Origin of the sequence: Providencia vermicola (genome assembly GCF_010748935.1) — a bacterium.
Taxonomy (GTDB): domain Bacteria; phylum Pseudomonadota; class Gammaproteobacteria; order Enterobacterales; family Enterobacteriaceae; genus Providencia; species Providencia zhejiangensis.
The window spans coordinates 2391162-2417311 of the sequence record NZ_CP048796.1 but is presented as its reverse complement, the minus strand read 5'-3'; the positions used below and the strand labels follow the sequence as shown (position 1 = coordinate 2417311).

The following is a 26150-nucleotide window of genomic DNA, read 5'->3' as shown; positions in this document are numbered from 1 at the left end:
GCTGGTTCAAATAAAAAAAGCCAGCTTAACTAAAGCTGGCTTTCGGTTAACTAATTTAACTTAGTTAATTATTTAAATAGGTCAGCACTGATTGTTACGCTACCGCCATTCGACTGCCATTCACGAGTGATATGGAAGTATTTTGCGCCTTTGGCTTCAGCACGTTTTGCTATTTGATAACGAACCTCTGGTGTGTTGGTGTAATAGCCAGAGAAAGTGATCGAATCAAAAGGCACCATTTGTGCAGCGGCAACCTTGTTAACTTCTTCAATAACGTAACCACTAGGTAATGTAACGCTTGTTTTACCTGGTGCACTGCTTGACGTTTCAAAGAATCGACCTACAGCTACGGTAGGCTCCTCTGAAGAAGCCACGCCTGGAATGCGTACTTTTTTAGCCGCTTCTCCACCTTCAGCTAAAAGAGCTTTACCCGCTTCTGAGTCCGCAGGTACAACGGCTTCTTCCAGTTGAACTTGACGTTTAGGCGCATCTTTTTTGTAAATATAAGCAGTAGCGAGCGTATTGCCACCATCGTTAACGGCGATATTACGTACTACGTAGAACGAAGCGGCACCTTTTTCTGACGCTTTTTTAGCAATCGCTTCATAAAGGTCAGGTTGAGAAGGGTAAAAACCACTGACGGTAACGGCATCAAATGGCTCATACTGTGCAGCATCGGTTTTAGACATTTCTTCAATGCCACCAAATACACGACGTTTACTTTCTTCTACTGCTTTGGCATCTTTTTGGTAAAGGTCTGCGACAACGCGCATATTACCGCTATCACCCACATCATCAAGGCTTTGGATATAAAAAGCATAAGCGCCTAATTTATCAGCCCTACGTGAGACGGCATCGGATGCTTCATAAATAGCATTAAAGCGCCCAGTCACTGTTATGCGCTCATAAGGTTTTAACTCTTCAGCCTGTTTAGGCGTCAGCTCAACAGCTGCCTGTGTAGCAGTAATACTAGTTAATGATAACACCGCGGCTGCGATGGCCGTAGTTTTCAGCTTCATACAAAATCCTTCCGACTTGCGCAATTTATTTTAAAAGTGCTGAATCTTAGTTGTATCACATGACCGTGATTATTACACGTAACCAATCAAGTTGTCTCATTATTTTATTTTTTGTAAGAAATAAATATTCATTGACTAGTCATAATTACCAGATTTTTTGTGCTATCCAGTATTTTATTGACCTAAAACTAAGATTTTCACTGTGAATTCCATTTACTGTCTAAGAATAGCGATCAATTATGGATCAAGAAGGTTATTTTCAGTAGGTTATTAGAACAAGACAAAACCGTTTTAGCTAAAAATCGGACTATTCCATTAAAGAATGAACAATTTTTAGTAAGCTTAATAAATACAACATAACTTTAGCTTTAAAAAGGGAACATTATGCGTATTGGTATACCAAGAGAACGACTTGCCAATGAAGCTCGTGTTGCTGCTACACCTTCGACTGTAACTCAGCTACTTAAGTTAGGTTTCAGTGTTTGTATCGAAAAGGATGCAGGGCATTTAGCGAGTTTTGATGATGTGGCTTATGAACAAGCTGGTGCAGAGATTGTTGATCGTGACACCGCATTCTCTGCTGACATTGTTTTTAAAGTAAATGCGCCATTAGACGATGAGATTCCTTTATTTAAAGAAGGTACAACGCTCGTCAGTTTTATTTGGCCAGCTCAAAATGCTGAGTTGATGGATGCCTTAAAGGCAAAAAATATCAATGTGTTAGCAATGGATGCGGTACCGCGTATTTCCCGCGCACAGTCACTCGATGCGTTGAGCTCAATGGCAAATATTGCCGGTTATCGTGCAATTGTAGAAGCCGCGCATGAATTTGGGCGCTTTTTTACAGGGCAAATTACTGCCGCTGGTAAGGTCCCTCCAGCAAAAGTCATGATTATCGGTGCGGGTGTCGCTGGTTTAGCCGCAATTGGTGCTGCTGGTAGTTTGGGAGCGATCGTACGGGCATTCGATACTCGACCAGAAGTAAAAGAGCAAGTGCAAAGTATGGGGGCTGAATTTCTTGAGTTAGATTTCAAGGAAGAGGCCGGAAGTGGTGATGGCTATGCAAAAGTGATGTCGGAAGCTTTTATTAAAGCTGAAATGGCGTTATTTGCTGCACAAGCTCGAGAAGTTGACATTATTGTTACAACAGCCTTAATCCCAGGACGTCCTGCTCCAAAATTGATCACTAAAGAAATGGTTGAATCCATGAAGCCGGGCAGTGTGATTGTTGATTTAGCCGCGCAAACCGGTGGGAACTGTGAGCTAACCCAAGCTGATCAGCTGGTTGTAACGGATAATGGCGTCAAAATCATTGGTTATACTGATTTACCTAGCCGCCTACCGACTCAATCGTCGCAATTGTACGGTACTAACCTTGTTAATTTAATGAAGTTATTGTGCAAAGAAAAGAACGGTGAAATCAACATTGATTTTGATGATGTTGTGATCCGTGGCGTGACGGTGATTAAACAGGGTGAAATTACTTGGCCGGCTCCTCCCATTCAAGTATCTGCTCAGCCGCAGGCGAAACCTAAGACGCCAGAAAAACAAAAGGCGCCAGAGAAGAAGAAAATGTCGCCGGCAGTGAAATACGGCTTAATGGCATTAGCCATTATTTTGTTTGGTTGGTTTGCTAATTCTGCACCGAAAGAGTTTTTATCACACTTTACGGTTTTTGCTCTCGCGTGTGTGGTGGGGTATTACGTTGTTTGGAATGTTACACATGCGCTGCATACTCCGTTAATGTCTGTAACTAATGCGATTTCGGGCATTATTGTTGTTGGCGCGGTACTACAGATAGGCTCTGGGGGATGGGTTGGCTTTTTATCCTTCATTGCAATATTGATTGCCAGTATCAACATTTTCGGTGGGTTTACTGTTACCCAACGCATGTTAAAAATGTTTCGTAAAGGATAAGGGGTAACTTATGTTGTCAAGTGGAATTGTGACAGCGGCTTACATTGTTGCTGCTATCCTATTTATATTTAGCCTTGCGGGTTTATCGCGGCATGAAAGTTCTCAGCGTGGTAATACCTATGGTATTGCGGGTATGGCAATCGCGTTACTTGCCACCATTTTGGGTCCAGATAGCGCCAATATCGGTTGGATGATTGTTGCAATGGTGATCGGTGCTGTAATTGGCATCCGCTTAGCCAAAAAAGTTGAAATGACTGAAATGCCAGAGCTAGTGGCTATCTTGCATAGTTTTGTGGGCTTAGCGGCGGTGTTAGTTGGTTTCAATAGTTTCATTGCGAGCGAAGGTCATATGGATGCCGTTATGGAAAACATTCATTTGACAGAAGTTTTCCTGGGTATTTTTATCGGTGCAGTGACATTCACAGGTTCCATCGTCGCGTATGGTAAGCTTTCAGGTAAGATCTCATCAAAACCAATGATGTTGCCAAATCGCCATAAATTGAACTTAGCAGCTCTTGTTGTTTCATTTATTTTGTTAGTGATCTTTGTTAAGACAAGCAGTGTTGGCCTGCAAGTATTTACCATGCTAATTATGACTGTCATTGCATTAGCATTTGGTTGGCATTTAGTCGCTTCCATTGGTGGCGCTGATATGCCGGTGGTTGTCTCAATGTTGAACTCTTATTCAGGTTGGGCAGCGGCAGCGGCTGGATTTATGCTAAGCAATGACTTGCTGATTGTGACGGGTGCTTTAGTTGGTTCATCAGGGGCAATTCTGTCTTATATTATGTGTAAAGCAATGAACCGTTCTTTCTTTAGCGTGATAGCCGGCGGCTTTGGCACAGATGGCTCTTCAACGGGTAGTGAAGAGGAAATGGGAGAATACCGTGAAACAACCGCGGAAGAAGTGGCTGAGTTACTGAAGAATTCTACCTCAGTCATTATCACCCCAGGCTATGGCTTAGCGGTGGCTCAAGCACAATATCCCGTTCACGATATTACTGCTAAGTTACGTGAGCGTGGTATTAATGTACGCTTTGGGATTCACCCCGTGGCTGGACGCTTACCGGGCCATATGAACGTTCTATTAGCTGAAGCTAAAGTTCCTTATGATATCGTGTTGGAAATGGATGAAATCAATGATGATTTCTCTGATACCGATACTGTATTGGTTATTGGCGCTAATGATACGGTAAACCCAGCAGCACAAGAGGATCCAAATAGTCCAATCGCAGGTATGCCTGTATTGGAAGTTTGGAAGGCAAATAATGTGATTGTTTTTAAACGTTCGATGAATACAGGTTATGCCGGTGTGCAAAACCCATTATTCTTCAAAGACAATACACAAATGCTATTCGGTGATGCAAAAGCCAGCGTTGATGCTATTTTAAAAGCACTATAATCTATAAAAACAAAAAGCTCTGTCATATGACAGAGCTTTTTATATTCACTAAAAAACACAAAACAAGTTATTGAATTAATCGTCATCAACGGTGATTGGGCAAACAAAGCCATCGGGTTTAATGGCTAATAAATCGCATTTTAACTTATCAATCACATGTTCCGCTGTATTGCCAAGAAAAGCCGCGGAAATTCCTGTTCTGCCTAATATTCCAAGAACGACGACGCCAGCATGTAATTCTTCACATATCTCAGGAATAATTTTTTCAGGTAACCCCTCACGAACATGAGTATATTTTTCATCAATCGCGAATTTTTGACGTAGCTCTTTCATTGCGATGAGGTGCTGTCCACGCAATGCATTGTTATAAAGGCTAGGGTCAAAGTCGGGTAACTCTATTGCAATATTCATGGGGGCGATAGGATAGGCACTCACTAGGTGAATTTCCTGCTCTTTCACAATACGGGCGGCTAAATCTTTGGTTTTCTCGACAAGCTTGATATTAAGGTCATCATGATAAGATTCTTCATTCGATAAATTGACGGCAACCACAACAGAGCCATGATCAGGCCAAACTTTATCCTTGACCATCCAAACAGGGGAAGGGCATTTTCTTAATAAATGCCAATCGAGCGGGGTAAAAATTATCGATTCAAAATTATCTGTCTGGTGAGCCATTTTTAGCAACAGGTCATGTTCACCGCTGATCACTTCCTGAATAATTGCTTCGTAAGGCTTGTTATGCCAAATAACTTTAATTTCTATCTCAATGCCCGCTTCGAGATAAAAATGGGCTTGCTGTTTAATCCAAGCCGCTTTTTGATTGATGACTCCTTTACGCATCGCATCACGTTCTTCAGGTGATAACAAGGTAGTCATATCATAGGAAAGATCATAGATAGGTAAGAATGCTTTAATCCGTCCACCATTACGTTGCACTATGTAGACAGCACGTCGTAATGCTGGTTGATCATCCTGATTTGGGTCAATTGCAACTAGGAGATTTCTATAGTTTGCCATATTAAAATCCTCATAACGGCTGGACATTCCTTACTAAAGATAAACTAAGGTATTGAGGAGAAATAGGCAAGATTTGATGAAAAATAATCATGGTGGGTCACAAAATAGATATTGTGACCCAGCTAGGATTATGAGCAGGAGACAGTGGAAATTTTACCAGCTATATCAGTCAGTTTTTCCATATCTTCGATAGTAATATATTTACCTTTAACACTTAACATACCGCTTTTTTGGAAACGTCCTAAAAGTCGGCTAATGGTCTCGACGGTAAGGCCTAAATAGTTACCAATATCACCGCGTGTCATTGTGAGGCGGAATTCTCTAGGTGAAAAACCGCGCTCTGCAAAGCGATGCGATAAGTTAAGAATAAATGCAGCTAAACGCTCTTCTGCATTTTTCTTAGATAATAAAAGGATCATTTCCTGATCACCTTTTATTTCTCCACTCATTAAACGCATGATTTGTTGACGCAGGTTTGGCATTTTACCTGACAGGTCATCAAGTGTTTCAAACGGAATTTCACAAACCATTGATGTTTCAAGTGCTTGTGCAAAACTTGGGTGCTGTGTATGAATGATAGCATCAAAACCTACAAGGTCACCGGCAAGATGGAAACCGGTAATTTGCTCATCACCTTCTTCAGTGATGGTATAGCTTTTGATTGTGCCTGAGCGAATAGCATATAAAGAACGTAACTCATCACCTGCTTTAAAAAGTGCTTGGCCTTTTTGAATTGGTTTTTTACGTTCAATGATATTATCAAGTTGATCCAGTTCATGTTCATTCAGCGTGAAGGGAATGCACAGTTGGCTAATACTGCAATCCTGACAATGAATAGCACAACCACCAGACTGGATGCGACGAACAACTCTTTTTTCTGGGATCATATTAAATGCTCAATACAAGTTAAAATTATTGATATGAGTCAATTTTAACATAAGATAACGCGACTGGTAAGTAGAAATATAAAACAGAGTCATCGTAAATAGAAACTCTTACAAAAACAAGGTGTTCAGCTAGGTTTGCATAAATAGCAATAACGTGATGAAATCATTTATTTAACTTAAATAAAAATGAAGTGAAATATTTTTTATAGATAAAATAGGTTATCTATTTAATATCTATTTAAAAGTTATATTTAGGGACTTTTAAAAATTAACATTATTTATAATATTTAAACAAGAGTGCAATATTCGGTTTTAACATTGAAATATCATAGGAGCTGTAGATGGCAAATAGCCCATTAAATATTCCCACTTCCATGAAAGTGATAAATATTACAGAACATGGCGGCGCAGAAAAATTGCAGCTTATTGACCAACCGCTGCCAACCTTATCTGAAGACTATTTGTTGGTTAAGGTTGAGGCGGCGGGAGTTAACCGGCCTGATATATTTCAACGTATGGGATCTTATCCTCCACCGCCAGATGCATCCCCTATTTTGGGGCTTGAAATAGCCGGAACGATTGTTGCAAAAGCAAATAATGTTGAACAATGGCAGGTGGGTGACAATATTTGCGCGCTAGTCGCGGGTGGCGGCTACGCAGAGTATTGTTTGGTTCATAAAGATATTGCATTGCCGCTAGGAAACTTATCCTTTATTGAAGGGGCGGCTATCCCTGAAAACTTTTTTACTGTTTGGGCTAATGTTTTTCAAATCGGTCAATTGAAGAAAGATGAAACCGTGTTAATTCATGGTGGAACATCTGGAATTGGCTCCGTCGCAATCATGTTAGCAAAAGCTTTTGGCGCAACGGTCATTACAACCGTAGGTTCATCTGAAAAGGTGGAGGTTGCTAAAGGATTAGGTGCCGATTGCGTGGTGAATTATCGACACGATGATTTTGTACAACAAACACTTGATTATACAAATCTTCGCGGGGTTGATATGGTCGTTGATATAGTTGGTGGCGACTATGTCAGCAAAAATTATCAAGTTGCCGCAAAATTCGGGCGCATTATACAAATTGGCATGATGCAAGGTAACCCAAAAAACCTTAATTTAATGCCTTTAATGGTTAAACGTTTAATTCATACTGGCTCGACAATGCGCTCACGTACAATCGCTGAAAAAATCAGCATAGCGACTGACTTAAAGCAGCAGGTATGGGGGATGTTGCAAAAAGGTGAATTAAAACCTTTTATTAACAAAGTGTATTCGTTAGACCACGTGGCGGATGCTCATCGCTATATGGAGTCTGGTGATCTCTATGGTAAAATAGTTTTAATTAATAAGTAGTTATATTTATTGTGACATATTCAAGTCATGAGATTATGCCTTTCTCATGACTTGTCATTAGACCTCGTCTATAACAAATATTTTACATTTTCAAGCTGTTTTAGCGTAAATATCTCTTTACAGCTGATAAAATTTCGAAATTTTGTTCCCGCGCACAAATCCGATTGAAATAAAGACGAGTTTGTTAATATTTTAATAATTATCGATTATATCTATACCTAAGTTGGCACATTAACGGTTTGTCTATCAAATAAAATTCCTAAATGATAATGAAGATAACAAAGTCATTAATACATTGTTGTCTTCATGAGACATGCATTCCGTTATATCACTTTCCAATGATAGTAGTTACCTAAATTAAATATGCTTCTCAATGAGGGCATGATTTAAAGGTGTAGTGATAATGACAAATTTTAATAACTCAAAAATGAATGTGGATGCTTTATTTCTTGGGCCTAAATCTGAAAACGCGGTCTTTTTCAGAGAAATGATGGAATATGCAGTAACAGAACACATGCACTGGCGCTCAGGATACCATCCCGAAGACCCTGAATATGTCACAACCGTCGAACGATATGCACCAGAATATAGAGATACGCTATATCGGACTGAAGGGATTTTAAATCAACTCTCTTCTAAATTAAAAACAACATCAATTCCTTGGTTTTCTCCTCGTTATCTTGGCCATATGAATGCGGATACGCTGATGATCTCTAATCTCGCGTATGTCATGGCGATGATGTATAACCCAAATAACTGCGCACAAGAGTCGTCGCCGACCACAACCGTGCTAGAGCTAGAAGCTGGGGCAGATCTGTGTGCAATGTTCGGTTATGACCCTAATCGTGCATGGGGGCATATTACCTCTGGCGGTACTGTCGCTAACTATGAAGGTTTATGGGTAGCGAGAAATATTAAAACGTTACCGTTAGCAATAGCTAAGCACCCTCAAGCCAAACAGCTGCTTAAAGATAGCTCTGAGAAAGCGTTATTAAATATGCAGACTTCAGCTGTTTTAGACCTAATTGATGAATTAAAAAAACGTGGTTTATTCGAAGACGTCAGGGAAATGACGTGCCGTGGTGAAGGCGTAGAACAAGGCAGACTCGGTAAGTTATTAGTACCACAATCTAAACATTATTCATGGCTTAAAGCGATGGATATTTTAGGATTAGGGCAACAAAATATTGTGCAATTGCCTGTGGATGGAAGTTATCGCACAGATACCGACCAGATGAGGCAGATAGTGTTTTCATTGATAGAGCGAGGCGAACCTATTTTAGCGATTGTTGCCGTTGTCGGAACGACTGAAACCGGCGCTATCGATAATGTCGCTGAACTCATTGAGTTACGTCGTGAGTGTGAAGCTCGATTTGGTGTTTCGTTTTATATCCATATTGATGCCGCTTATGCAGGATATGCATGCGCGATGTTCCGTGATGAAAATAATCAATTTATTGAATATGACACACTGATTAAACGCTATCACAGCGAAGGTATTTTTCCTTCAGATGTCATTTGGCCTAAGCCAGATGTCTATCAAAGTTTCAAAGCACTACAAGAAGCCGACTCTATTACTGTTGATCCCCATAAGGTCGGGTTTATCCCTTATGCAGCAGGTGCTATCTGCATGAAAGATAAACGTATTGTTGACCTTATTTCTTACCATGCCGCCTATGTTTTTGAAGAGGTCGCTGAAAAAGGACGTAAAGCAGACAAACAACAAAATGTGTTATTAGGCTCTTCAATTATGGAAGGTTCAAAAGCGGGGGCAACAGCAGCCGCGGTTTGGGCTGCACATCGTTTAGTACCACTCAATATTCTCGGTTACGGAAAGGTCATCGCCGCGGGGCTAACAACGGCGAATTGGATGATTGAGAGTATGAATCATTGTGACGTATTCAAAATAGAAGATAGGGAATTTCAGATCGTCGCTATGCCATCGCCTGATTTTCATATGGTTAATTTTATGTTTAAGGAAGTTGGGAATAGCTCGTTAGAAAGGCAAAATCAGCTCAATAAACGGTTATATGAGTTATGTTCTTATGCGGCGGGTCGCTCTTATACCAATAACTTTTTAACTTCCTCAACATCTTTAACTTCAGAAGAATATGGTAATAATCCCCGAAACTTTTGCCGTGAAATGGGGTTCAGTGACCAAGAATGGGATAAAACGCAATCATTATATGTACTAAGAGCTGCGATTATGACCCATTGCCTACGTGACAAGCAGCATTTTACTGCCTTTTGGGAAGAACTAAGAAATATCTTTGAGGGTAAGTTACAGCAGCTTATAGATGAAGAAAATAAACTCACACATTCAAAACAAAAAATAGCTCTATAAAACTCTTAGCTAGGATCTCAATATGAAAAATCGCACACTTGGTAGTGTTTTTATTGTTGCAGGTACTACGATTGGTGCTGGTATGCTGGCAACGGCTCAATGGTAAGCTTAGTGATGTTATTCGCTCTTTGGGCATTAATGTGCTACACCGCGTTATTGTTAGTTGAAGTATATCAGCATGAGTCGTCGGAAACAGGTATAGGCTCCGTAGCTCAACGCTATTTAGGTTCTGGTGGTAAGTTTATTACCGGCTTTAGTATGATGTTCCTCATGTATGCGCTGACAGCTGCCTATGTGAGTGGAGCAGGGGAAATCATCACATCGAACTTAAAAAGCAGTTTATCCATTGAAATGGCAGACTGGATGGGAATTGTGATTTTTACCATCATCGGTGGAGGTGTAGTGTGTTTTGGTACATCCTCTGTTGATTTTATTAACCGCATTTTGTTTGCTGCTAAAATTGTCTTTTTAGTCATTATACTCGCATTGATGTTGCCGCATGTTGAACAGCAAAACTTATTGTCGGCACCCACAGAGCAAGTATTAATTCTCTCTGCAATTCCTGTATTTTTTACTTCATTTGGCTTTCATGGCAGTGTACCTAGTATTGTGAAATACATGGGTGGGGATGTGAAAAAGCTTCGGATAATTTTTATTATCGGTAGCGCCATCCCATTGATTGCCTATATTTTATGGCAAATTGCCACTCTGGGTAGTATTAGCACAACGACGTTTGTCGGAATACTTGCAGAAAATTCAGGACTAAATGGCCTATTAGATGCGATCCGTAATGTTGTGATGTCAGCGAGAACAGAATTTATTGCTCAGATGTTTATGAGTCTAGCGCTTGCGACTTCGTTCCTCGGTGTTGCATTAGGCTTGTTTGATTTCTTAGCCGATTTATTTAAACGCCAAGATAATATGTCGGGCCGTATTCAAACTGGGCTATTAACTTTCTTGCCTCCTTTAGTCTTTGCACTCTTTTATCCAAAAGGGTTTATTATGGCATTAGGCTTTGCGGCAATTGCTTTATCCATCCTAGCCTTGTTACTACCAAGTGCCTTAGCATTTAAATCAAGATTAAGAAATGAGCGCAAATATCAAGTTACAGGTGGAGCATTAGCATTAGTGATTGTCTTCTTGTGTGGAATTGTCGTCATAGGTGTTCAATTCGCTATTGCATTTAACATCATTCCAAATGTGGGCTAACTTCGATTTTCATTAAAACAAACAAAGCCAATCAAGTTATTCGTGATTGGCTTTGCTTCATACGTCAACCCGCCTATCACTGAGTGACGAATATAACCTTTCAAAATAGCGCCACTGAGGCATCAACAAGAAATTCATTTATTAATCCCTCTTTTTCGATCATTCAAAATAGGAATGGTTATCATTAGCATTTTATGCAAAAAAACAGATATATCTAAACTGGAAATCTTTGAAAAATACACTATGATATTAGATATATCGGTTTTTAATTTAGAGAGTCTCTCTGAGAATATGAATGAACAGTGAACAGCAATCAGAGTCGTGTGCTTGTGATGGCAAAAGTTTAAGCCGTATGTTTAACCCAAAGCAGCTACGTATTTATATTCTCCATTTATTGGCTGACGGGGCAAATTATGGTTATGAGCTGATTAAGAAAATAGGAAATGAAACCGCAGGGTTTTATTGCCCTAGTCCAGGTGTTATATATCCAACACTGACGTTATTGGAAGAGCTAGGGTTTATCACAGCACAAAAAGAACAGGGCAAAGGGCGGAAGTGCTATTCACTGACACCGGAAGGCAAATGTTTCTTGTTACTGAAAACCGAAATTTTAGCTGAAGTAAAGCTGAAATTGAATTATGCGCAAGAGCTTAAAGCGGGCAATCAATTTGCCAAAGAAATTGAGCTCGCTGTAGATAAATTTAAATCATTGTTGCGACATAAAATTGTTTTGCAGGAGTTGACTAAAGAACAATCAACTCGTGTTGTTGAAATTATTAATAGTGCTGTTGAACGTATTGAGCAAGTGAACTCAGTATTGACAACAGAGGAAAATGAACATGGCTAAAACGAATAATATTATTCAAGCAAAAGAGTCTTCATATATGAAAGATAATGTAAAGACACCATCGAGCGAAAGTGTCGAAGGCGCTGAGGTAAAAACGGAAGTTGTACAAGATAAAAAATTTAAAGAGGTTGTGTGCCCAAAAGTGCCGACATCCTATTTTAAACGAGCTAAACGTCAACGTACCAAATAAGAAAATAGTTAGGTAGGGGGAGTTTAGCAATTTATTGTTCATGGCATAACTTTTTGCGTTTAATGACGGCAATCAGCGTTATGTCGCCTATTTTTAAACAGAAAAGGCCATGAAAATAAAAAACAGCCTACCTTAAACTATAAGGTATTCGGTGATAAGGGGATGTTTCCCTCGTATTCTCAATCCCCCAATAAACCCGTTATTGGGGGATTTTTAATTACAAGTTGAGTCGTGCCTGTATTTTTTCTATTTCATCCATCCATTGTTGCTGGAGCTGTGGCTTTTGATGGGCCAACTTACGTTGTTTGTCAGCTTGCAGCTTTTCCTCAAGTAACAGTAACTTTTCCAACAATTCATCTTCATAAGCGGTAGATTGGGAGACTGTCTCATTTATCGCGGGTGAAACAGCTCTTTGGTTCATCGTGTCGTTATGTTGCAAATGTGATTGTTGTTCGATTTGTTGGTAAACCTCCTCGACGTCAAGATACTCTTCTAATCGATGATTATTGATATACCAAAAACGCTGGCAGCTTGTTTCAATTAACCATTTATCATGGCTAACCACGAGCAATGCGCCTGCAAATTGTGCAATTTGCTCACTCAGTGCTTCCTTACCTTCAAGATCAAGGTGGTTCGTGGGTTCATCTAGCATCACCAGCTCATATTGAGCCAAACTCAAGCCAATAAATAGCAACCGTGCTCGTTCACCCCCACTCAGTGTGGCTACTTTTTGTTGATGGCGCGTATAAGGAAAACCTGCACCAATTAATGCCATTTTGCGTTGTTCATCAACTAAGCTAGCAAAAGGTCGTAAGGCATCAGATAAACTGTCATTATCATTGAGTTGCTCAAGCTGTTGGTCGTAATAACCTGCATTGATAGATGGATGAAACGTTAATTGGTCACTGTATCGCTCATCCGCTTTAAAACGTTGCCATAATAAACGTAATAAAGTGGATTTACCGCAACCATTCGCACCAATAATGGCAATACGATCACCACTCTTGACCTGATGAAAACCTGTAGTGAAAAGCAACTTCTCATCAGGAGTCTTAATGTTGGCATGATCTAATTCCAGCACTCTATCCGCAGGGATTGATTTACCATTTAGCGCCAATGTCCATTGATAGCCGTCAGTTAGCTCGGTTTGGGCGTCTTTAAGCCTATCAATATGTTTTTCCATCTGCTTTGCTTTACGAGAAAGGTCTTCGTTATCATAAACTTGACCCCATATAGCCAAACGCTTGGCACTCACTGCAATGCGTTCGATCTCTTTTTGTTCTGCTTGGTGACGTTTTTCATCAGCAAGGTCTTTTTGATTCAGTGCCTGGCGTGCAGATGAGCATGGAAGCCGGAAGAAATGTAACGTTTTATCTCGCAATATCCATGTGCAGTTAGTCACTTTATCAAGTAGATCTTGGTCGTGAGAAACTAAAACAAAGCTACCTTTCCACTGTTGCAAAAAGTTACCTAACCAAATCAGTGTGGGGAGATCAAGGTGGTTACTTGGCTCATCCAACAGCATGAGATCCGGTTGCTGAATTAATGCTCTACCTAACAGTAATCGAGTATGCTGCCCGCCACTAATTTGATTGGCTTTTTGTGTCCATTGCATCTCAGTGAATCCTAAATCAGCCAGCAAAACTTCTGCTCGCCAACGTTCGGATAGGCGCTCTGCAACTGGGAGTTGCTGCATGATTGTATCGATTAAACACAATTGTGCGACTTCTTCAGGCAGATGCTGTTCAATATAAGCGGTAATACACTGATTAGCATAAGTAATGCTGCCACTGTTAGGCGATAACTGGCCGGTCAAAAGCTTCAATAATGTACTTTTGCCACTGCCGTTATGGCCAATAAGACCAATGCGATCGCCGCGTTGTAGCGTAAAGGTAATGTCACTCAATAAAGAGGTTGTAGAAGTATCATAGTTTAATGATTTTACAGATAATAATGTGCTCATAGCTTACTCAAATTTTAGGCATAGCAATGCCAGGGTATAGTCAGGACGACAACCCAGTAAGCTGAGGAAGATATCTTTTGGGAGCTTCGCTCAGGCAGGGTTATCGCAGTATTTCACTGTGAAAGCCTGAGCTTTGGCGATTACCAAAGAAGTGTGAATAATCAATAAGATCACACAACGTCATAATAAGCCTCCTTTTTTCTAGTGTTGAACAATGTCGTCATCATAACAAGCCTAGCCATTATCAATCAATCACAATGATGCATTATGTTTAGGTATTGTTATAAATGATTCTAATGGCATTAAAAGTGTCATGAATAAAACTGTTAGTGGCTGTGGTGAGTAATAATTTTAGAGTAAAATCAAAGCGTAAACATATAGGAAACACCAAAATGAATGTAGAAATAAAACCAGCCACAATGAAAGATGCTAATTTGATTTTGGAAATGATCATCGAACTAGCAGAATATGAAAAAGCACGTCATGAAGTTAAAGCCTCAGTTACCGATATAGAAAACTCATTATTTGGTGAAAATTCAAATACAGAGGCTTTAATTTGCTATGTAGATGGTAAACCAGCGGGTTATGCGGTCTTTTTTTCCAGTTATTCGACTTGGTTAGGGAATAATGGTATCTACTTAGAAGATTTATATGTCTCTCCGGATTATCGCGGGGCAGGTGCAGGTAAAAAATTATTAAAACATATCGCAATGATTGCCAGTGAAAGAAAATGCCAGCGTTTAGAATGGAGTGTTTTAGATTGGAATCAACCTGCAATTGATTTTTATAAAAGTATTGGAGCGGAACCACAAGATGAATGGGTACGCTATCGACTGGATGAAAAAGCGATTGCTAAATTTATAAATTAATTACATCAAAAGTTAATTTTATAACAAAACAATGCTAGCAAGATTTATTGTTAGCATTGTTTTTTTGTTGCTAAATAAATTTTAAGCAATAAGTGCCAAGAAAGTCTTTTTAATTTTTGAATATGGTATTTTGTGATATATGTGCTATTTTACTTAAGGCGAATAAGGATAAAATAGAATTAAATTAAAGGGATAGCGAATGTACAAATAAGTAAGTCCAAAAAGGAGTGTTGCGTCAATATGTTAAAATAAAAATAGCCATCAACATTTTTATTTTCTTGGTTTTACTATTTTTTGCTGTGATTAGACAACATGGGTAATACTGAAATTTAAATTAGCTATTTTCTTTCACATAAAGAAAAAAGAAGGGATGGTATGAAAATAAATAAACAAAAGATCATATTTTATGTTGTTATTATTTTAATTATTGCTGCCGGTGGTTTTTATTATTGGAGCGTGAATTCGAATAATCTACCTGCTGGATTCGCGGAAAGTAACGGTCGTATTGAAGCAACAGAAATTGATATCGCGACGAAAACGGCTGGGCGTATAGATTCTATTACTGTGAGAGAAGGGGATTTTGTCAAGGAAGGCCAAGTTCTTGCCAAAATGGATACTCGGGCGCTACAAGAGCAGCTTCATGAAGTGCAAGCGCAATTGCGCCAAGCAATTAGTAATGTATCAACTGCTGAGTCGGGCTTAGTTCAGAGGGAAAGTGAAAAATTAGCCGCGCAGGCTGTTGTTCGTCAACGAGAAGCAGAACTTGATGCGGCCCAAAAACGGCTTAATCGCTCTCGTGCATTAGTAAAAACGAAAGCCGTTTCTCAGCAACAAGTGGATGATGATACCGCTCAGGTTCAGGGGGCAAGAGCAGCACTACAAGCCGCTAAAGCACAAGTTGCCGCCTCAATAGCCGCTATTGATTCAGCAAAAGCGGGTGTTGTACAGGCTAAAACGCGTGTTGATGCAGCGACAGCAACGGAAAGACGTATTATTGCTGACTTAGATGATAGTGTACTTAAAGCACCACGAAATGGACGTATTCAATATCGCGTAGCTGAGCCGGGAGAAGTATTAGGGGCTGGTGGTAGAGTATTGAATATGGTTGACCTCAGTGATGTCTATATGACCTTCTTCTTACCGACTGAAGATGCCGGAAAAGTTGCATTAGGTAGTGATGTTCATATTGTATTAGACGCGGCTCCCAATATTGTTATTCCCGCGAAAGCAACTTTTGTTGCAAGTGTCGCGCAATTCACACCAAAAACCGTTGAAACACAGAATGAACGTTTGAAATTAATGTTCCGTGTTCGTGCGCGAATTTCTCCAGAATTACTGGAAAAACATCTCGAATATGTCAAAACAGGCTTACCTGGTAAAGCTTATGTACGTTTAGATGCGGATGCACAATGGCCAACTGACCTAGAGGTGAGATTACCACAATGACCCATAATTTGATGGATGATGTGATAGTAGATTTAAGCCATGTCAGCCAGCATTACGGTGATAATTGTGCATTGGATGACATTACCTTATCAATTCCTGCTAGAAAAATGGTTGGGTTAATTGGTCCTGATGGGGTTGGAAAATCAAGTTTAATTTCATTAATTGCTGGGGCAAGAGAGATCCAACAAGGCAAAGTGATGGTACTTGGTGGTGACATGGCGGACAAAGAGCATCGCCGAGAAGTGTGCCCCAAAATTGCTTATATGCCACAAGGTTTGGGGAAAAACTTGTACCATACTCTGTCGGTTTATGAAAACGTCGATTTTTTTGGTCGTCTATTTGGTCAATCAAAAGAAGAGCGACAATACCGTATTAATGACCTACTAGAAAGTACTGGGCTAGCTCCTTTTAAAGATCGACCGGCAGGGAAACTGTCAGGTGGTATGAAACAAAAGTTAGGGTTGTGCTGTGCATTAATTCATGACCCCGATTTACTGATCCTTGATGAGCCGACAACTGGCGTTGACCCATTATCGCGTGCGCAATTTTGGGATCTCATTGAACGTATTCGTGAACGACAAACGAATATGAGTGTGTTAGTCGCGACAGCGTATATGGAAGAAGCTGAGCGTTTTGATTGGCTTGTTGCAATGGATGATGGGAAAGTCATGGCGACAGGACACGCGACTGAGCTGAAATCACAAACTCAATGCGATGACCTTGAGGCTGCATTCATTGCGTTATTGCCAGAAGAGAAGCGTCAAGGCCATAAAAAGGTTGTGATTCCGCCTCGTGACACCTCTGATGACGATGTCATCGCAATCGAAGCACAAGACTTAACGATGCGTTTTGGGCAATTTGTTGCGGTGGACCACGTTAATTTTAAAATCCCTAAAGGTGAGATATTTGGCTTTTTAGGATCAAACGGTTGTGGTAAGTCAACGACGATGAAAATGTTGACTGGCTTACTACAAGCAAGTGAAGGGCAAGCGTGGCTATTTGGGCAAGAGATTGACCCGAAAGACATTGAAACACGTAAACGTGTTGGCTATATGTCACAGGCTTTCTCTCTCTATAGTGAACTAAGTGTTGAACAAAACTTAGTATTGCACGCTAAATTATTCCATATTCCCGATGAGCAAATTCAGCAACGTATTGATGAAATGTGTCAGCGATTTGATTTAGATGAAGTGCGAGACACAATGCCTGATGATTTACCGCTGGGTATTCGCCAGCGATTATCACTCGCTGTTGCTGTTATTCATCGTCCAGAAATGCTGATACTTGATGAACCGACGTCTGGTGTTGACCCTGTCGCTCGAGATATGTTCTGGAATTTAATGGTTGATCTGTCTAGACGTGACGGTGTCACTATTTTTATTTCTACTCACTTTATGAATGAAGCGGAGCGTTGTGACCGTATTTCATTAATGCATGCAGGGAAAGTTCTGGATTGTGATACGCCTGCTAACCTTATTAAAAAACGTCAATTAACAACACTGGAAGAAACTTTTATTGCTTACTTGCAAGATGCTGTAGGGGAAGCGGGGGCAACTAAGGATACTGCACCCGAATTTCATGTTGACCCTGAGCTTAAAAAACAGGCTGATGAAGCACTGAAAAGCCGTTTTAGTTTGCGTCGATTGTTTAGCTATAGTATTCGCGAAGGCATGGAATTAAGACGCGACCCTGTTCGTTCGACACTGGCGTTACTTGGTACGGTGATCCTGATGTTTATTATGGGGTATGGGATCAGTATGGACGTGGAAAATTTACGTTTCTCAGTACTCGACCGTGACCAAACAGGGTTAAGCCAAGGCTATACGCTAAATCTTGCGGGCTCACGTTACTTTATCGAACAGCCTCCACTTCAAGATTACGATGAATTGGAAACCGCGTTACGTAGCGGCAAAGTCTCTGTGGCTATTGAAATTCCTCCCAATTTTGCACGAGATATCGCAAAAGGGCACTCAGTGAAAATCGGTGTATGGGTTGATGGTGCTATGCCTAACCGTGCTGAGACTGTTCGTGGGTATGTACAGGCGATGCATTTAGCGTGGTTAAGTACGATGGCGGCCAAACAACCTGCTGGGGTAGTCGGTATGCCAGTTATCGATATTCAAACCCGTTATCGCTATAACCCTGATGTTAAAAGCTTACCTGCGATTGTCCCAGCAGTGATTCCATTATTGCTGATGATGATCCCAGCTATGCTCAGTGCGTTGAGTGTCGTACGTGAGAAAGAATTGGGGTCGATGATTAATCTTTATGTCACCCCGATCACCAAATTGGAATTTTTATTGGGTAAACAGCTCCCTTATATTTTATTGGGGATGTTTAACTTTCTGATGTTATGTGCATTGAGCGTATTTGTTTTTGGGGTGAGTTTTAAAGGCAGTTTTCTCACTTTAACGCTGGCTGCTTTTCTTTATATAACAATTGCAACGGGTATGGGGTTGCTGATCTCCTGTTTTATGAAGAGCCAAATTGCCGCTATCTTTGGTACTGCCATTATTACGCTCATTCCCGCAACACAATTTTCAGGCATGATTGATCCTGTATCATCGCTTGAAGGTATTGGACGCTGGGTAGGTATGGTGTATCCAACATCTCATTTTTTGACAATAACACGAGGGACTTTCTCGAAAGGACTGAACTTGTTTGACTTACAGGCTTCATTTATTCCTTTATTGATCACTATTCCAATAGTGATCGGCCTCAGTGTTATTTTCCTGAAAAAACAGGAGTCCTAACCAATGATGCGTAAGTTACTAAATATATTTCATTTGGGAGTCAAAGAACTTCGCAGTTTAGGGCGAGATAAAGCGATGTTAGCATTGATTGTCTTTGCTTTTACGGTGTCGATTTACTCATCTGCAACAGTAACACCAGGGTCATTGCATAATGCACCGATAGCGATTGCTGATCAGGATAAATCACAATTATCAAATCGTATTATCAATAGTTTTTATGCACCTTATTTTAACCCTCCAGCGGATGTAACACCGGAACAGATTGATGGCCTGCTTGATAGAGGAACCTATACCTTTGCTTTAGATATTCCTCCAAATTTTCAAAGAGATGTACTCGCAGGTCGTCATCCGGAGATTCAAGTTAATATCGATGCAACGCGTATGAGCCAAGCATTTTTGGGAAATAGTTATATTCAAAACATCACATTAGGTGAAGTGAATGAATTCTTAGCTAAATATCGTAGTAATGCCAGCTTACCGGTTGATCTGGAAGTTCGTATGCGTTTTAACCCTAACTTAACTCAATCGTGGTTTGGTTCAGTAATGGCAATTATCAATAACATCACCATGTTATCGATTGTCCTTACTGGCGCGGCTTTAATTCGCGAGAGAGAGCATGGAACCGTTGAACATTTAATGGTTATGCCATTAACACCGTTTGAAATTATGCTGTCTAAAATTTGGTCGATGGGGCTAGTGGTACTTGTCGCTTCTGGTGTTTCATTATTGCTGGTGGTGAAAACATTATTACAAGTTCCGATAGAAGGCTCTATTTTGCTATTTATGGGCGGTGTGGCGCTTAGTTTGTTCGCGACTACATCAATCGGTATTTTTATGGGAACGTTAGCACGTTCTATGCCTCAATTCGGGTTATTAATGATCCTTGTGTTATTACCATTAAATATGCTTTCCGGAGGAATGACGGCTCGTGAAAGTATGCCTCAGCTAGTTCAAGACATTATGTTAACAATGCCAACAACTCACTTTGTCAGCCTTGCCCAGGCGATTTTATATCGTGGAGCAGGATTCCAGATTGTGTGGCCACAGTTTATCGTGTTGTTAATTATAGGTATTGTCTTCTTTTCATTTGCCTTGTTGCGTTTTCGTAAAACGATAGCAACGATGGCATAGTGCTTTATTGTTACAACACTGTCAAAAAACGCTTGCTGAATTGTTTAGTAAGCGTTGTAATGTATTATCTATTAATATTAATTCCATCATTAGGTGTTGCCTATCAAATCGATAGTATTAACTGATTGGAAAAAAAGTCTGAAAACCAGTAACTTAATAAGCAACCAAACAGGAGAATAGAAAATGTCTTTAATTAATACTCAAATCAAACCATTTAAAAACCAAGCATTTAAAGACGGTAAATTCATTGAAGTCACTGAAAAAGACGTAGCAGGAAAATGGAGTGTTTTCTTCTTCTATCCAGCTGACTTTACTTTCGTTTGCCCAACTGAGCTTGGTGATATTGCTGACCATTATGAAGAGTTCCAAAAAATGGGCGTTGAAATCTATTCTGTTTCAACAGACACCCATTTTACTCACAAAGCATGGCACGAAAGTTCAGATACTATTCGTAAAATTAAATACACCATGATTGGTGACCCAACAGGTGCGCTGACTCGCAATTTTGAAAATATGCGTGAAGCAGAAGGCCTAGCTGACCGTGGTACATTCGTTGTTGACCCACAAGGTATCATTCAAGCTATCGAAATCACAGCTGAAGGTATTGGTCGTGACGCGTCTGACTTGCTACGTAAAGTTAAAGCAGCACAGTATGTTGCAAGCCACCCAGGTGAAGTATGTCCTGCAAAATGGAAAGAAGGTGAAGCAACGCTGTCTCCATCTTTAGACCTAGTTGGTAAAATCTAATTCGAATTTTATCTCGAAAGCAAAAATAGACTGATGTTATCGGGTGCTATGCACCCGATTTTATGACCAAGGGGATCATATGCTCGATAACAATATGCAAGCGCAATTGAAGGCTTATTTAGAAAGATTAACCAAACCTGTTGAGTTAGTTGCAAATTTAGATAGCGGCAATAAATCAAACGAAATAAAAGAGCTGTTACATCAAATTGCTGCACTTTCTGACAAAATCACTGTTCGTGAAACCCAAGATGCTAGCCAAAGAATACCCTCATTTTTAATTACGAATCCAGGGGTCGATAGTGGGTTGCGTTTTGCTGGTTCACCATTGGGCCATGAATTTACATCATTAGTGCTTGCGTTATTACAAATTGGCGGTCACCCGTCTAAAGAAGCACAGGAATTATTAGATCAAGTGAAAGCCCTTGAAGGGGAATTCCACTTTGAGACGTATTACTCATTATCTTGCCATAATTGCCCAGATGTTGTGCAAGCGTTGAACTTGATGGCAGTTTTGAACCCAAATGTCACTCATACCGCCATTGACGGTGCTTTGTTCCAAAATGAAATAGAACAACGCAATGTGATGGGCGTGCCGGCTGTTTTCCTGAATGGGAAAGAATTTGGTCAAGGCCGTATGACATTAAGTGAGATAGTGAATAAAGTTGACAGTAATGCAGATGCACGTGCAGCTAAAGCATTAACTGAGCGCGAACCATTTGATGTATTGGTTATTGGTAGTGGTCCTGCTGGTGCATCGGCTGCGATTTATACCGCACGTAAAGGTATTCGCACTGGTGTGATCGGTGAGCGCTTCGGTGGTCAAGTGATGGATACGGTTGATATCGAAAACTATATTTCTGTGATTAAAACAGAAGGTGCGATATTCGCGGGAGCACTGAAAAACCACGTTGATGACTATAGTGTCGATGTTATTGATGGTCAGTCTGTGACCAAATTAATTCCAGCAGCGGAAGAAGGTGGCTTACACCAAATTGAAACAGCATCGGGTGGCGTGATGAAGTCACGCAGCATCATTATTGCGACAGGCGCTCGCTGGCGCAATATGGGGGTACCGGGTGAACAAGAATATCGCACGAAAGGCGTGACTTTCTGCCCACATTGCGATGGCCCACTATTTAAAGGCAAACGTGTTGCTGTGATTGGTGGTGGTAACTCAGGTATAGAAGCAGCTATTGATTTGGCCGGTCTTGTTGAACATGTGACCGTATTAGAATTTGCGCCTGAACTGAAAGCAGACTCAGTATTACAAGATAAAGTACGCAGCCTGAAAAATGTCGATATTATCCTTAATGCCCAGACATTAGAAGTTAAGGGTGATGGTAGTAAAATGACAGGTCTTGAGTATAAAGATCGGACGAATGATAGCGTTCATTTATTAGAAGTTGCAGGTGCATTTGTTCAAATTGGTTTATTACCCAATACCAATTGGTTAGGGGATACCGTTGCACGCAACCGCATGGGTGAAATTGAAGTGAATGCGCGTGGCGAAACCAATATTAAAGGTATTTTTGCAGCAGGTGACTGTACAACTGTGCCATACAAGCAGATTATTATTTCAGCCGGTGAGGGAGCGAAAGCCGCACTTAGCGCCTTTGATTACCTCATCCGCACAAGTACCAGAACCGCTGAAGAGGTGTAAATCATACCAATTCAGTAGGTTGTACCCAAAGGCACTCGGGGGCGAGTGCCTTTTTTTATGCGTAATTTGCATATAAAGGTTTCAATACTGCCGAAAAGTGTTCAAGTGTGGACAACTTATGGACGATCTAAACGCTGATTTGGTGGTACTTACAGCGGAGAAATTCATCCAATGAGAGTATAAGCGCAGTTGTTGTTAGTTCTTGTTGGTAAAACAGTTTATATTCACCAAAGCATGATTTTATTATTGAGATGGCACAAACAATATGCTTAGACCGATTCAACTTGGCCAACCGGAAGTGATAGAGTTTTGGAAACTGTTTGATTATTTATATGATAATGAGATCTTTGGTGTGAATCACAGTAGTGAAAAGGGCGTTTATGCGGTGAATTTTAACCATATTGAACCGGTGACCTGCGAGTACAGCCAATCGATACTATTAAATACCAATTTAAGAATTTATTGAAAGCGGCGTGCATGCGTAAGTTTATAAGCGTTAAGACGGTGCGAAGTATGGTGAACAGCCAGTTTAATAGTATGCTTGTGGTAAGGAGTACTTTAACGAAGTCTGATGTGCTTAGATGTTGGGACTGGAAAACAGCGAGAGTTAGTTTCTGTTAATTTTTTCCATAGGTCGCCAATGTGCAATTTTTCTTTTTCCTCTTTCATATTCATGTCTCAGGGGTCTCTTACACCGCCCAAATCGCATACCTCTGTATACCTCATCAGGATGATTGTATTTTCCGCCTACTAGCAACAAGAATGATTTTGGGAAAATAGCGTTAATAATAAGAATATAGATATAAAATTTAGAACAAAAAACAGGCATTATTGAGTGTCTTTTATATAAATGGAGTATTCGTGGGAGGTATTTGGAAAGTGGTTATAATGGTTAAAAATTAAAATAGTCTTGTATGTTTTTGATAAAAAACAGAAAGATAGGAATGGTAAAAGGTTACAAACGGGTTACTTTGCGTTAATGTGTAACCGTTTAAGAGATTACAAACTTAAAGTGCAACTCATTGTTTTGTAAGATATAGTTTTTAACCCTTGCTTTATAACCGGTTTCCAAAGGGAATGTATGCGAAACTGAATTTTCTATAAAGGTAAATATGGGCTAATATGTATGACCTTACACTAATGTTATGTTTAAAGGCATGTTTTAATGGACAATAGTATTCAGAATTTAATAAAACTATCAGAAATAGAAGAAAAAAGATTTGCTGGTTTTATCAAGACAACCAGAGGAAAATTGATTTCTCCTCCTAAAGTTGCAGCGCAAAAAGCAACAGAAACTAACCATGATTTAATTACAGGCCTATTGAAACAAAAGCAAGTTACTCAAGCTATTATTCAACTGCGTGAATTAGCTTATGACGAGTTCTTAAAAGAAGAGTCCGCTTTTAATGCGGTAATTTTGAAAGAAATAGGTGAAAAATTTGCCGCACCAAAAGCAAAATTAGAAGAGTTGTGTGCTCAATTATCATTACCTGATTTCACCGATCTAGAATCATTAACACATACAATCACAGAATTGTTTGGTAATTATTCAGGATATATCAGCCCTTATAATTATCAACTTTGCTTGAGTAATACTCAATCAAGAAGGTCTCGCGCAGGGAAAACATTTGAAGGGATAATTTATTTCCTATATGAATACTATGGTTATCCTTTTGAATCACAAGCATCAATAGGTAAAAAAGCTTTCACTGAATTAGGGCTAGGTAAAGTGGTCGACTCTATTCTACCGGGTATAAGTGCTTTTAATCAACGTAGAGATAAGACAATTGTTGGAACAATGAAAACAACATTAAGAGAACGTTGGCAAGAAGTTGTGGAAGAAGTGGCAAGATCTAATCTTCCTAATATTCATTTGCTTACTGTTGATGACAATATTTCAGCATCAAAAGCAGAGCAAATGGCTCGTCATAACATAGTGTTGGTTGTCAGGAATGACATCAAGAATTCTGATACAATGAAAAACAAAAGAAGTATTATTGATTTTGAGACGTACTTTTTAGATGAGTTACCAGCAACGTTAAAATTTTGGAATTAGTAGCATTATGATAAAGGTCATTGATCTTTTTGCCGGTATAGGTGGAATTCGTTTAGGATTTGACCAAGCATTTGGTGGTGTAAACTGTGTTTTTACCTCTGAAATAGATAAGTTTGCTATTCAGACGTATAAAGCTAATTTTGGCGATGACAATATTCATGGCGATATAACTGAAATTTCAGAACTCGATGTACCGGAGCATGATATTTTACTCGCAGGATTCCCATGCCAGCCTTTTTCACAAGCAGGATTGAAGAAAGGATTTTCAGATACTAGGGGGACACTTTTTTTTGATATCGAGCGTATCCTTCTGAAAAGAAAACCAAAAGCATTTTTACTTGAAAATGTTAAGCAGCTTCGTGGTCATGATAAAGGTAGAACACTTCAAGTTATATTAGACCATCTTAAAGATGCTGGTTATGTTGTTTATCACGATATTCTTAAAGCCCGAGATTTCGGTATTCCTCAAAATAGAGAGCGTATTTTTATCGTTGGTTTTTTAGATCAGAGTGTTGAATTTAAATTTCCTGAACCAATTGGAATAGAAACAAAAGTTGGCTCGATACTAGAACCTAATGTTGATGATTTATATACAATTTCAGATAAGTTATGGGAAGGTCATCAACGCCGCAAAATTCAGAATAAATTGAATGGTAAAGGCTTTGGTTATGGTCTTTTTAATGAAGAATCACCTTATACAAATACAATTTCTGCTCGTTACTATAAAGATGGAAGTGAAATATTAATAGAGCAAAAGGGGAAGAATCCTCGCAAAATTACCCCAAGAGAGGCGGCTAGATTGCAGGGATATCCAGATACCTATGAGATACCGGTTTCTAATGCACAAGCGTACAAACAATTTGGTAATAGTGTCTGTGTCCCAGTTATTGAAGCTATAGCTAAAGAAATGCGAAAAGCGATGAAAATGTAAAACTGACTTCATGCTTTCCATCAGCGGTAATAACTCATGAAGCAGAATACCATTGCGGCCTTTTCAACATCACCAAGACTGCCCGAGCCTTGCGGAATGATCCCCATCAGTTATGGTGGTATGTGGTGTATGTCTAACAAATAATCGCGAATAGTATCTGTACCCAAAGGCACTCGGGGGCGAGTGCCTTTTTTTATGCTGAATTATTGCAAATTTATGCAGTTCATGGACTGATTCCCTTCCAATTTACTGTAAATCCTCTGAGTCGCTAAGAAAGATTTGTCACGAATAGTAATAACCTCTATATATATGTTTTATGTGATAAATAATGTATTAATTATTATTTAACCAAACAAATAGTTATCACATGTTATCGTCTTGATTAATCATGCAAATGATTCAAGAGT

Annotated in this window: 19 protein-coding genes and 1 pseudogene; 16 read left to right on the top strand and 4 right to left on the bottom strand. The window is 39.7% G+C overall.

The window, feature by feature from the left end; all coding sequences use genetic code 11:
• Positions 1–68: 68 nt before the first annotated feature.
• Positions 69–1019 carry a DUF1471 family protein YdgH gene (gene ydgH, locus G3341_RS10795; protein WP_154622340.1) on the bottom strand — a complete coding sequence of 317 codons (951 nt, stop codon included), beginning with the start codon at positions 1017–1019 and terminating at the stop codon, positions 69–71.
• A 384-nt stretch (positions 1020–1403) separates the two neighbouring features.
• Between ydgH and pntA the strand changes: the two genes are divergently transcribed.
• Complete coding sequence (gene pntA, locus G3341_RS10790; protein ID WP_154622339.1) at positions 1404–2936, top strand: Re/Si-specific NAD(P)(+) transhydrogenase subunit alpha; 1533 nt, start codon at positions 1404–1406, stop codon at positions 2934–2936.
• 13 nt (positions 2937–2949) lie between these two features.
• Positions 2950–4338: a Re/Si-specific NAD(P)(+) transhydrogenase subunit beta gene (gene pntB / locus G3341_RS10785; protein ID WP_154622342.1), complete on the top strand. Its 1389-nt coding sequence runs from the start codon at positions 2950–2952 to the stop codon at positions 4336–4338.
• Between the two features lie 75 nt (positions 4339–4413).
• On the opposite strand, the gene uspE is transcribed toward pntB, so the two are convergent.
• Both uspE and G3341_RS10775 read right to left on the bottom strand, forming a co-directional pair.
• Entirely contained in the window at positions 4414–5358 is a 945-nt protein-coding gene (uspE, locus tag G3341_RS10780) for a universal stress protein UspE (protein WP_154622338.1), read from the bottom strand.
• Positions 5359–5486: 128 nt separating this feature from the next.
• Positions 5487–6245 (bottom strand): FNR family transcription factor, encoded by a 759-nt coding sequence (locus G3341_RS10775; RefSeq protein ID WP_154622337.1) that lies wholly within the window; start codon positions 6243–6245, stop codon positions 5487–5489.
• A 341-nt stretch (positions 6246–6586) separates the two neighbouring features.
• Between G3341_RS10775 and G3341_RS10770 the strand changes: the two genes are divergently transcribed.
• The 5 genes and pseudogenes from G3341_RS10770 (at position 6587) to G3341_RS10750 (ending at position 12187) form a co-directional block, all read left to right on the top strand.
• The gene (locus tag G3341_RS10770; protein ID WP_163861823.1) at positions 6587–7597 is read left to right on the top strand and encodes an NAD(P)H-quinone oxidoreductase; all 1011 of its coding nucleotides are present in this window, start codon (positions 6587–6589) and stop codon (positions 7595–7597) included.
• A 403-nt stretch (positions 7598–8000) separates the two neighbouring features.
• The gene (locus tag G3341_RS10765; protein ID WP_154622329.1) at positions 8001–9941 is read left to right on the top strand and encodes a pyridoxal phosphate-dependent decarboxylase family protein; all 1941 of its coding nucleotides are present in this window, start codon (positions 8001–8003) and stop codon (positions 9939–9941) included.
• Positions 9942–10023: 82 nt separating this feature from the next.
• Positions 10024–11150: pseudogene (tyrP, locus tag G3341_RS10760) on the top strand (tyrosine transporter TyrP).
• A 295-nt stretch (positions 11151–11445) separates the two neighbouring features.
• Positions 11446–11997: a PadR family transcriptional regulator gene (locus tag G3341_RS10755; RefSeq protein WP_154622331.1), complete on the top strand. Its 552-nt coding sequence runs from the start codon at positions 11446–11448 to the stop codon at positions 11995–11997.
• Positions 11990–12187 (top strand): DEAD/DEAH box helicase, encoded by a 198-nt coding sequence (locus tag G3341_RS10750; protein WP_154622332.1) that lies wholly within the window; start codon positions 11990–11992, stop codon positions 12185–12187. Before G3341_RS10755 ends, G3341_RS10750 begins: the two co-directional genes overlap by 8 nt.
• Positions 12188–12404: 217 nt before the next feature.
• Here the strand turns inward: G3341_RS10750 and G3341_RS10745 are convergent, their stop codons facing one another.
• Positions 12405–14150 (bottom strand): ABC-F family ATP-binding cassette domain-containing protein, encoded by a 1746-nt coding sequence (locus tag G3341_RS10745; protein WP_163861820.1) that lies wholly within the window; start codon positions 14148–14150, stop codon positions 12405–12407.
• A 392-nt stretch (positions 14151–14542) separates the two neighbouring features.
• Here G3341_RS10745 and G3341_RS10740 point away from each other — a divergent pair, with 392 nt between their 5' ends.
• The 9 genes from G3341_RS10740 (at position 14543) to G3341_RS10700 (ending at position 25743) form a co-directional block, all read left to right on the top strand.
• Complete coding sequence (locus G3341_RS10740; protein WP_154635603.1) at positions 14543–15019, top strand: GNAT family N-acetyltransferase; 477 nt, start codon at positions 14543–14545, stop codon at positions 15017–15019.
• Between the two features lie 375 nt (positions 15020–15394).
• Positions 15395–16465 carry an HlyD family secretion protein gene (locus tag G3341_RS10735; protein WP_154635604.1) on the top strand — a complete coding sequence of 357 codons (1071 nt, stop codon included), beginning with the start codon at positions 15395–15397 and terminating at the stop codon, positions 16463–16465.
• Positions 16462–19218: a ribosome-associated ATPase/putative transporter RbbA gene (gene rbbA / locus G3341_RS10730; protein ID WP_163861817.1), complete on the top strand. Its 2757-nt coding sequence runs from the start codon at positions 16462–16464 to the stop codon at positions 19216–19218. The genes G3341_RS10735 and rbbA overlap by 4 nt, the downstream gene beginning before the upstream one ends.
• Before the next feature lie 6 nt (positions 19219–19224).
• Positions 19225–20349: an ABC transporter permease gene (locus G3341_RS10725; RefSeq protein WP_163863591.1), complete on the top strand. Its 1125-nt coding sequence runs from the start codon at positions 19225–19227 to the stop codon at positions 20347–20349.
• A 183-nt stretch (positions 20350–20532) separates the two neighbouring features.
• Positions 20533–21096: an alkyl hydroperoxide reductase subunit C gene (gene ahpC, locus G3341_RS10720; protein ID WP_154623842.1), complete on the top strand. Its 564-nt coding sequence runs from the start codon at positions 20533–20535 to the stop codon at positions 21094–21096.
• Between the two features lie 79 nt (positions 21097–21175).
• Positions 21176–22756: an alkyl hydroperoxide reductase subunit F gene (gene ahpF, locus G3341_RS10715; RefSeq protein WP_163861814.1), complete on the top strand. Its 1581-nt coding sequence runs from the start codon at positions 21176–21178 to the stop codon at positions 22754–22756.
• Between the two features lie 265 nt (positions 22757–23021).
• Positions 23022–23222 carry a hypothetical protein gene (locus G3341_RS10710; RefSeq protein ID WP_163861811.1) on the top strand — a complete coding sequence of 67 codons (201 nt, stop codon included), beginning with the start codon at positions 23022–23024 and terminating at the stop codon, positions 23220–23222.
• Between the two features lie 699 nt (positions 23223–23921).
• A complete protein-coding gene (locus G3341_RS10705) occupies positions 23922–24812 on the top strand; it encodes a type II restriction endonuclease (protein ID WP_163861808.1) in 891 nt (296 codons plus the stop codon).
• 7 nt (positions 24813–24819) lie between these two features.
• On the top strand, positions 24820–25743 hold the full coding sequence (locus G3341_RS10700) for a DNA cytosine methyltransferase (RefSeq protein WP_163861805.1): 924 nt from the start codon (positions 24820–24822) through the stop codon (positions 25741–25743).
• Positions 25744–26150: the final 407 nt, after the last annotated feature.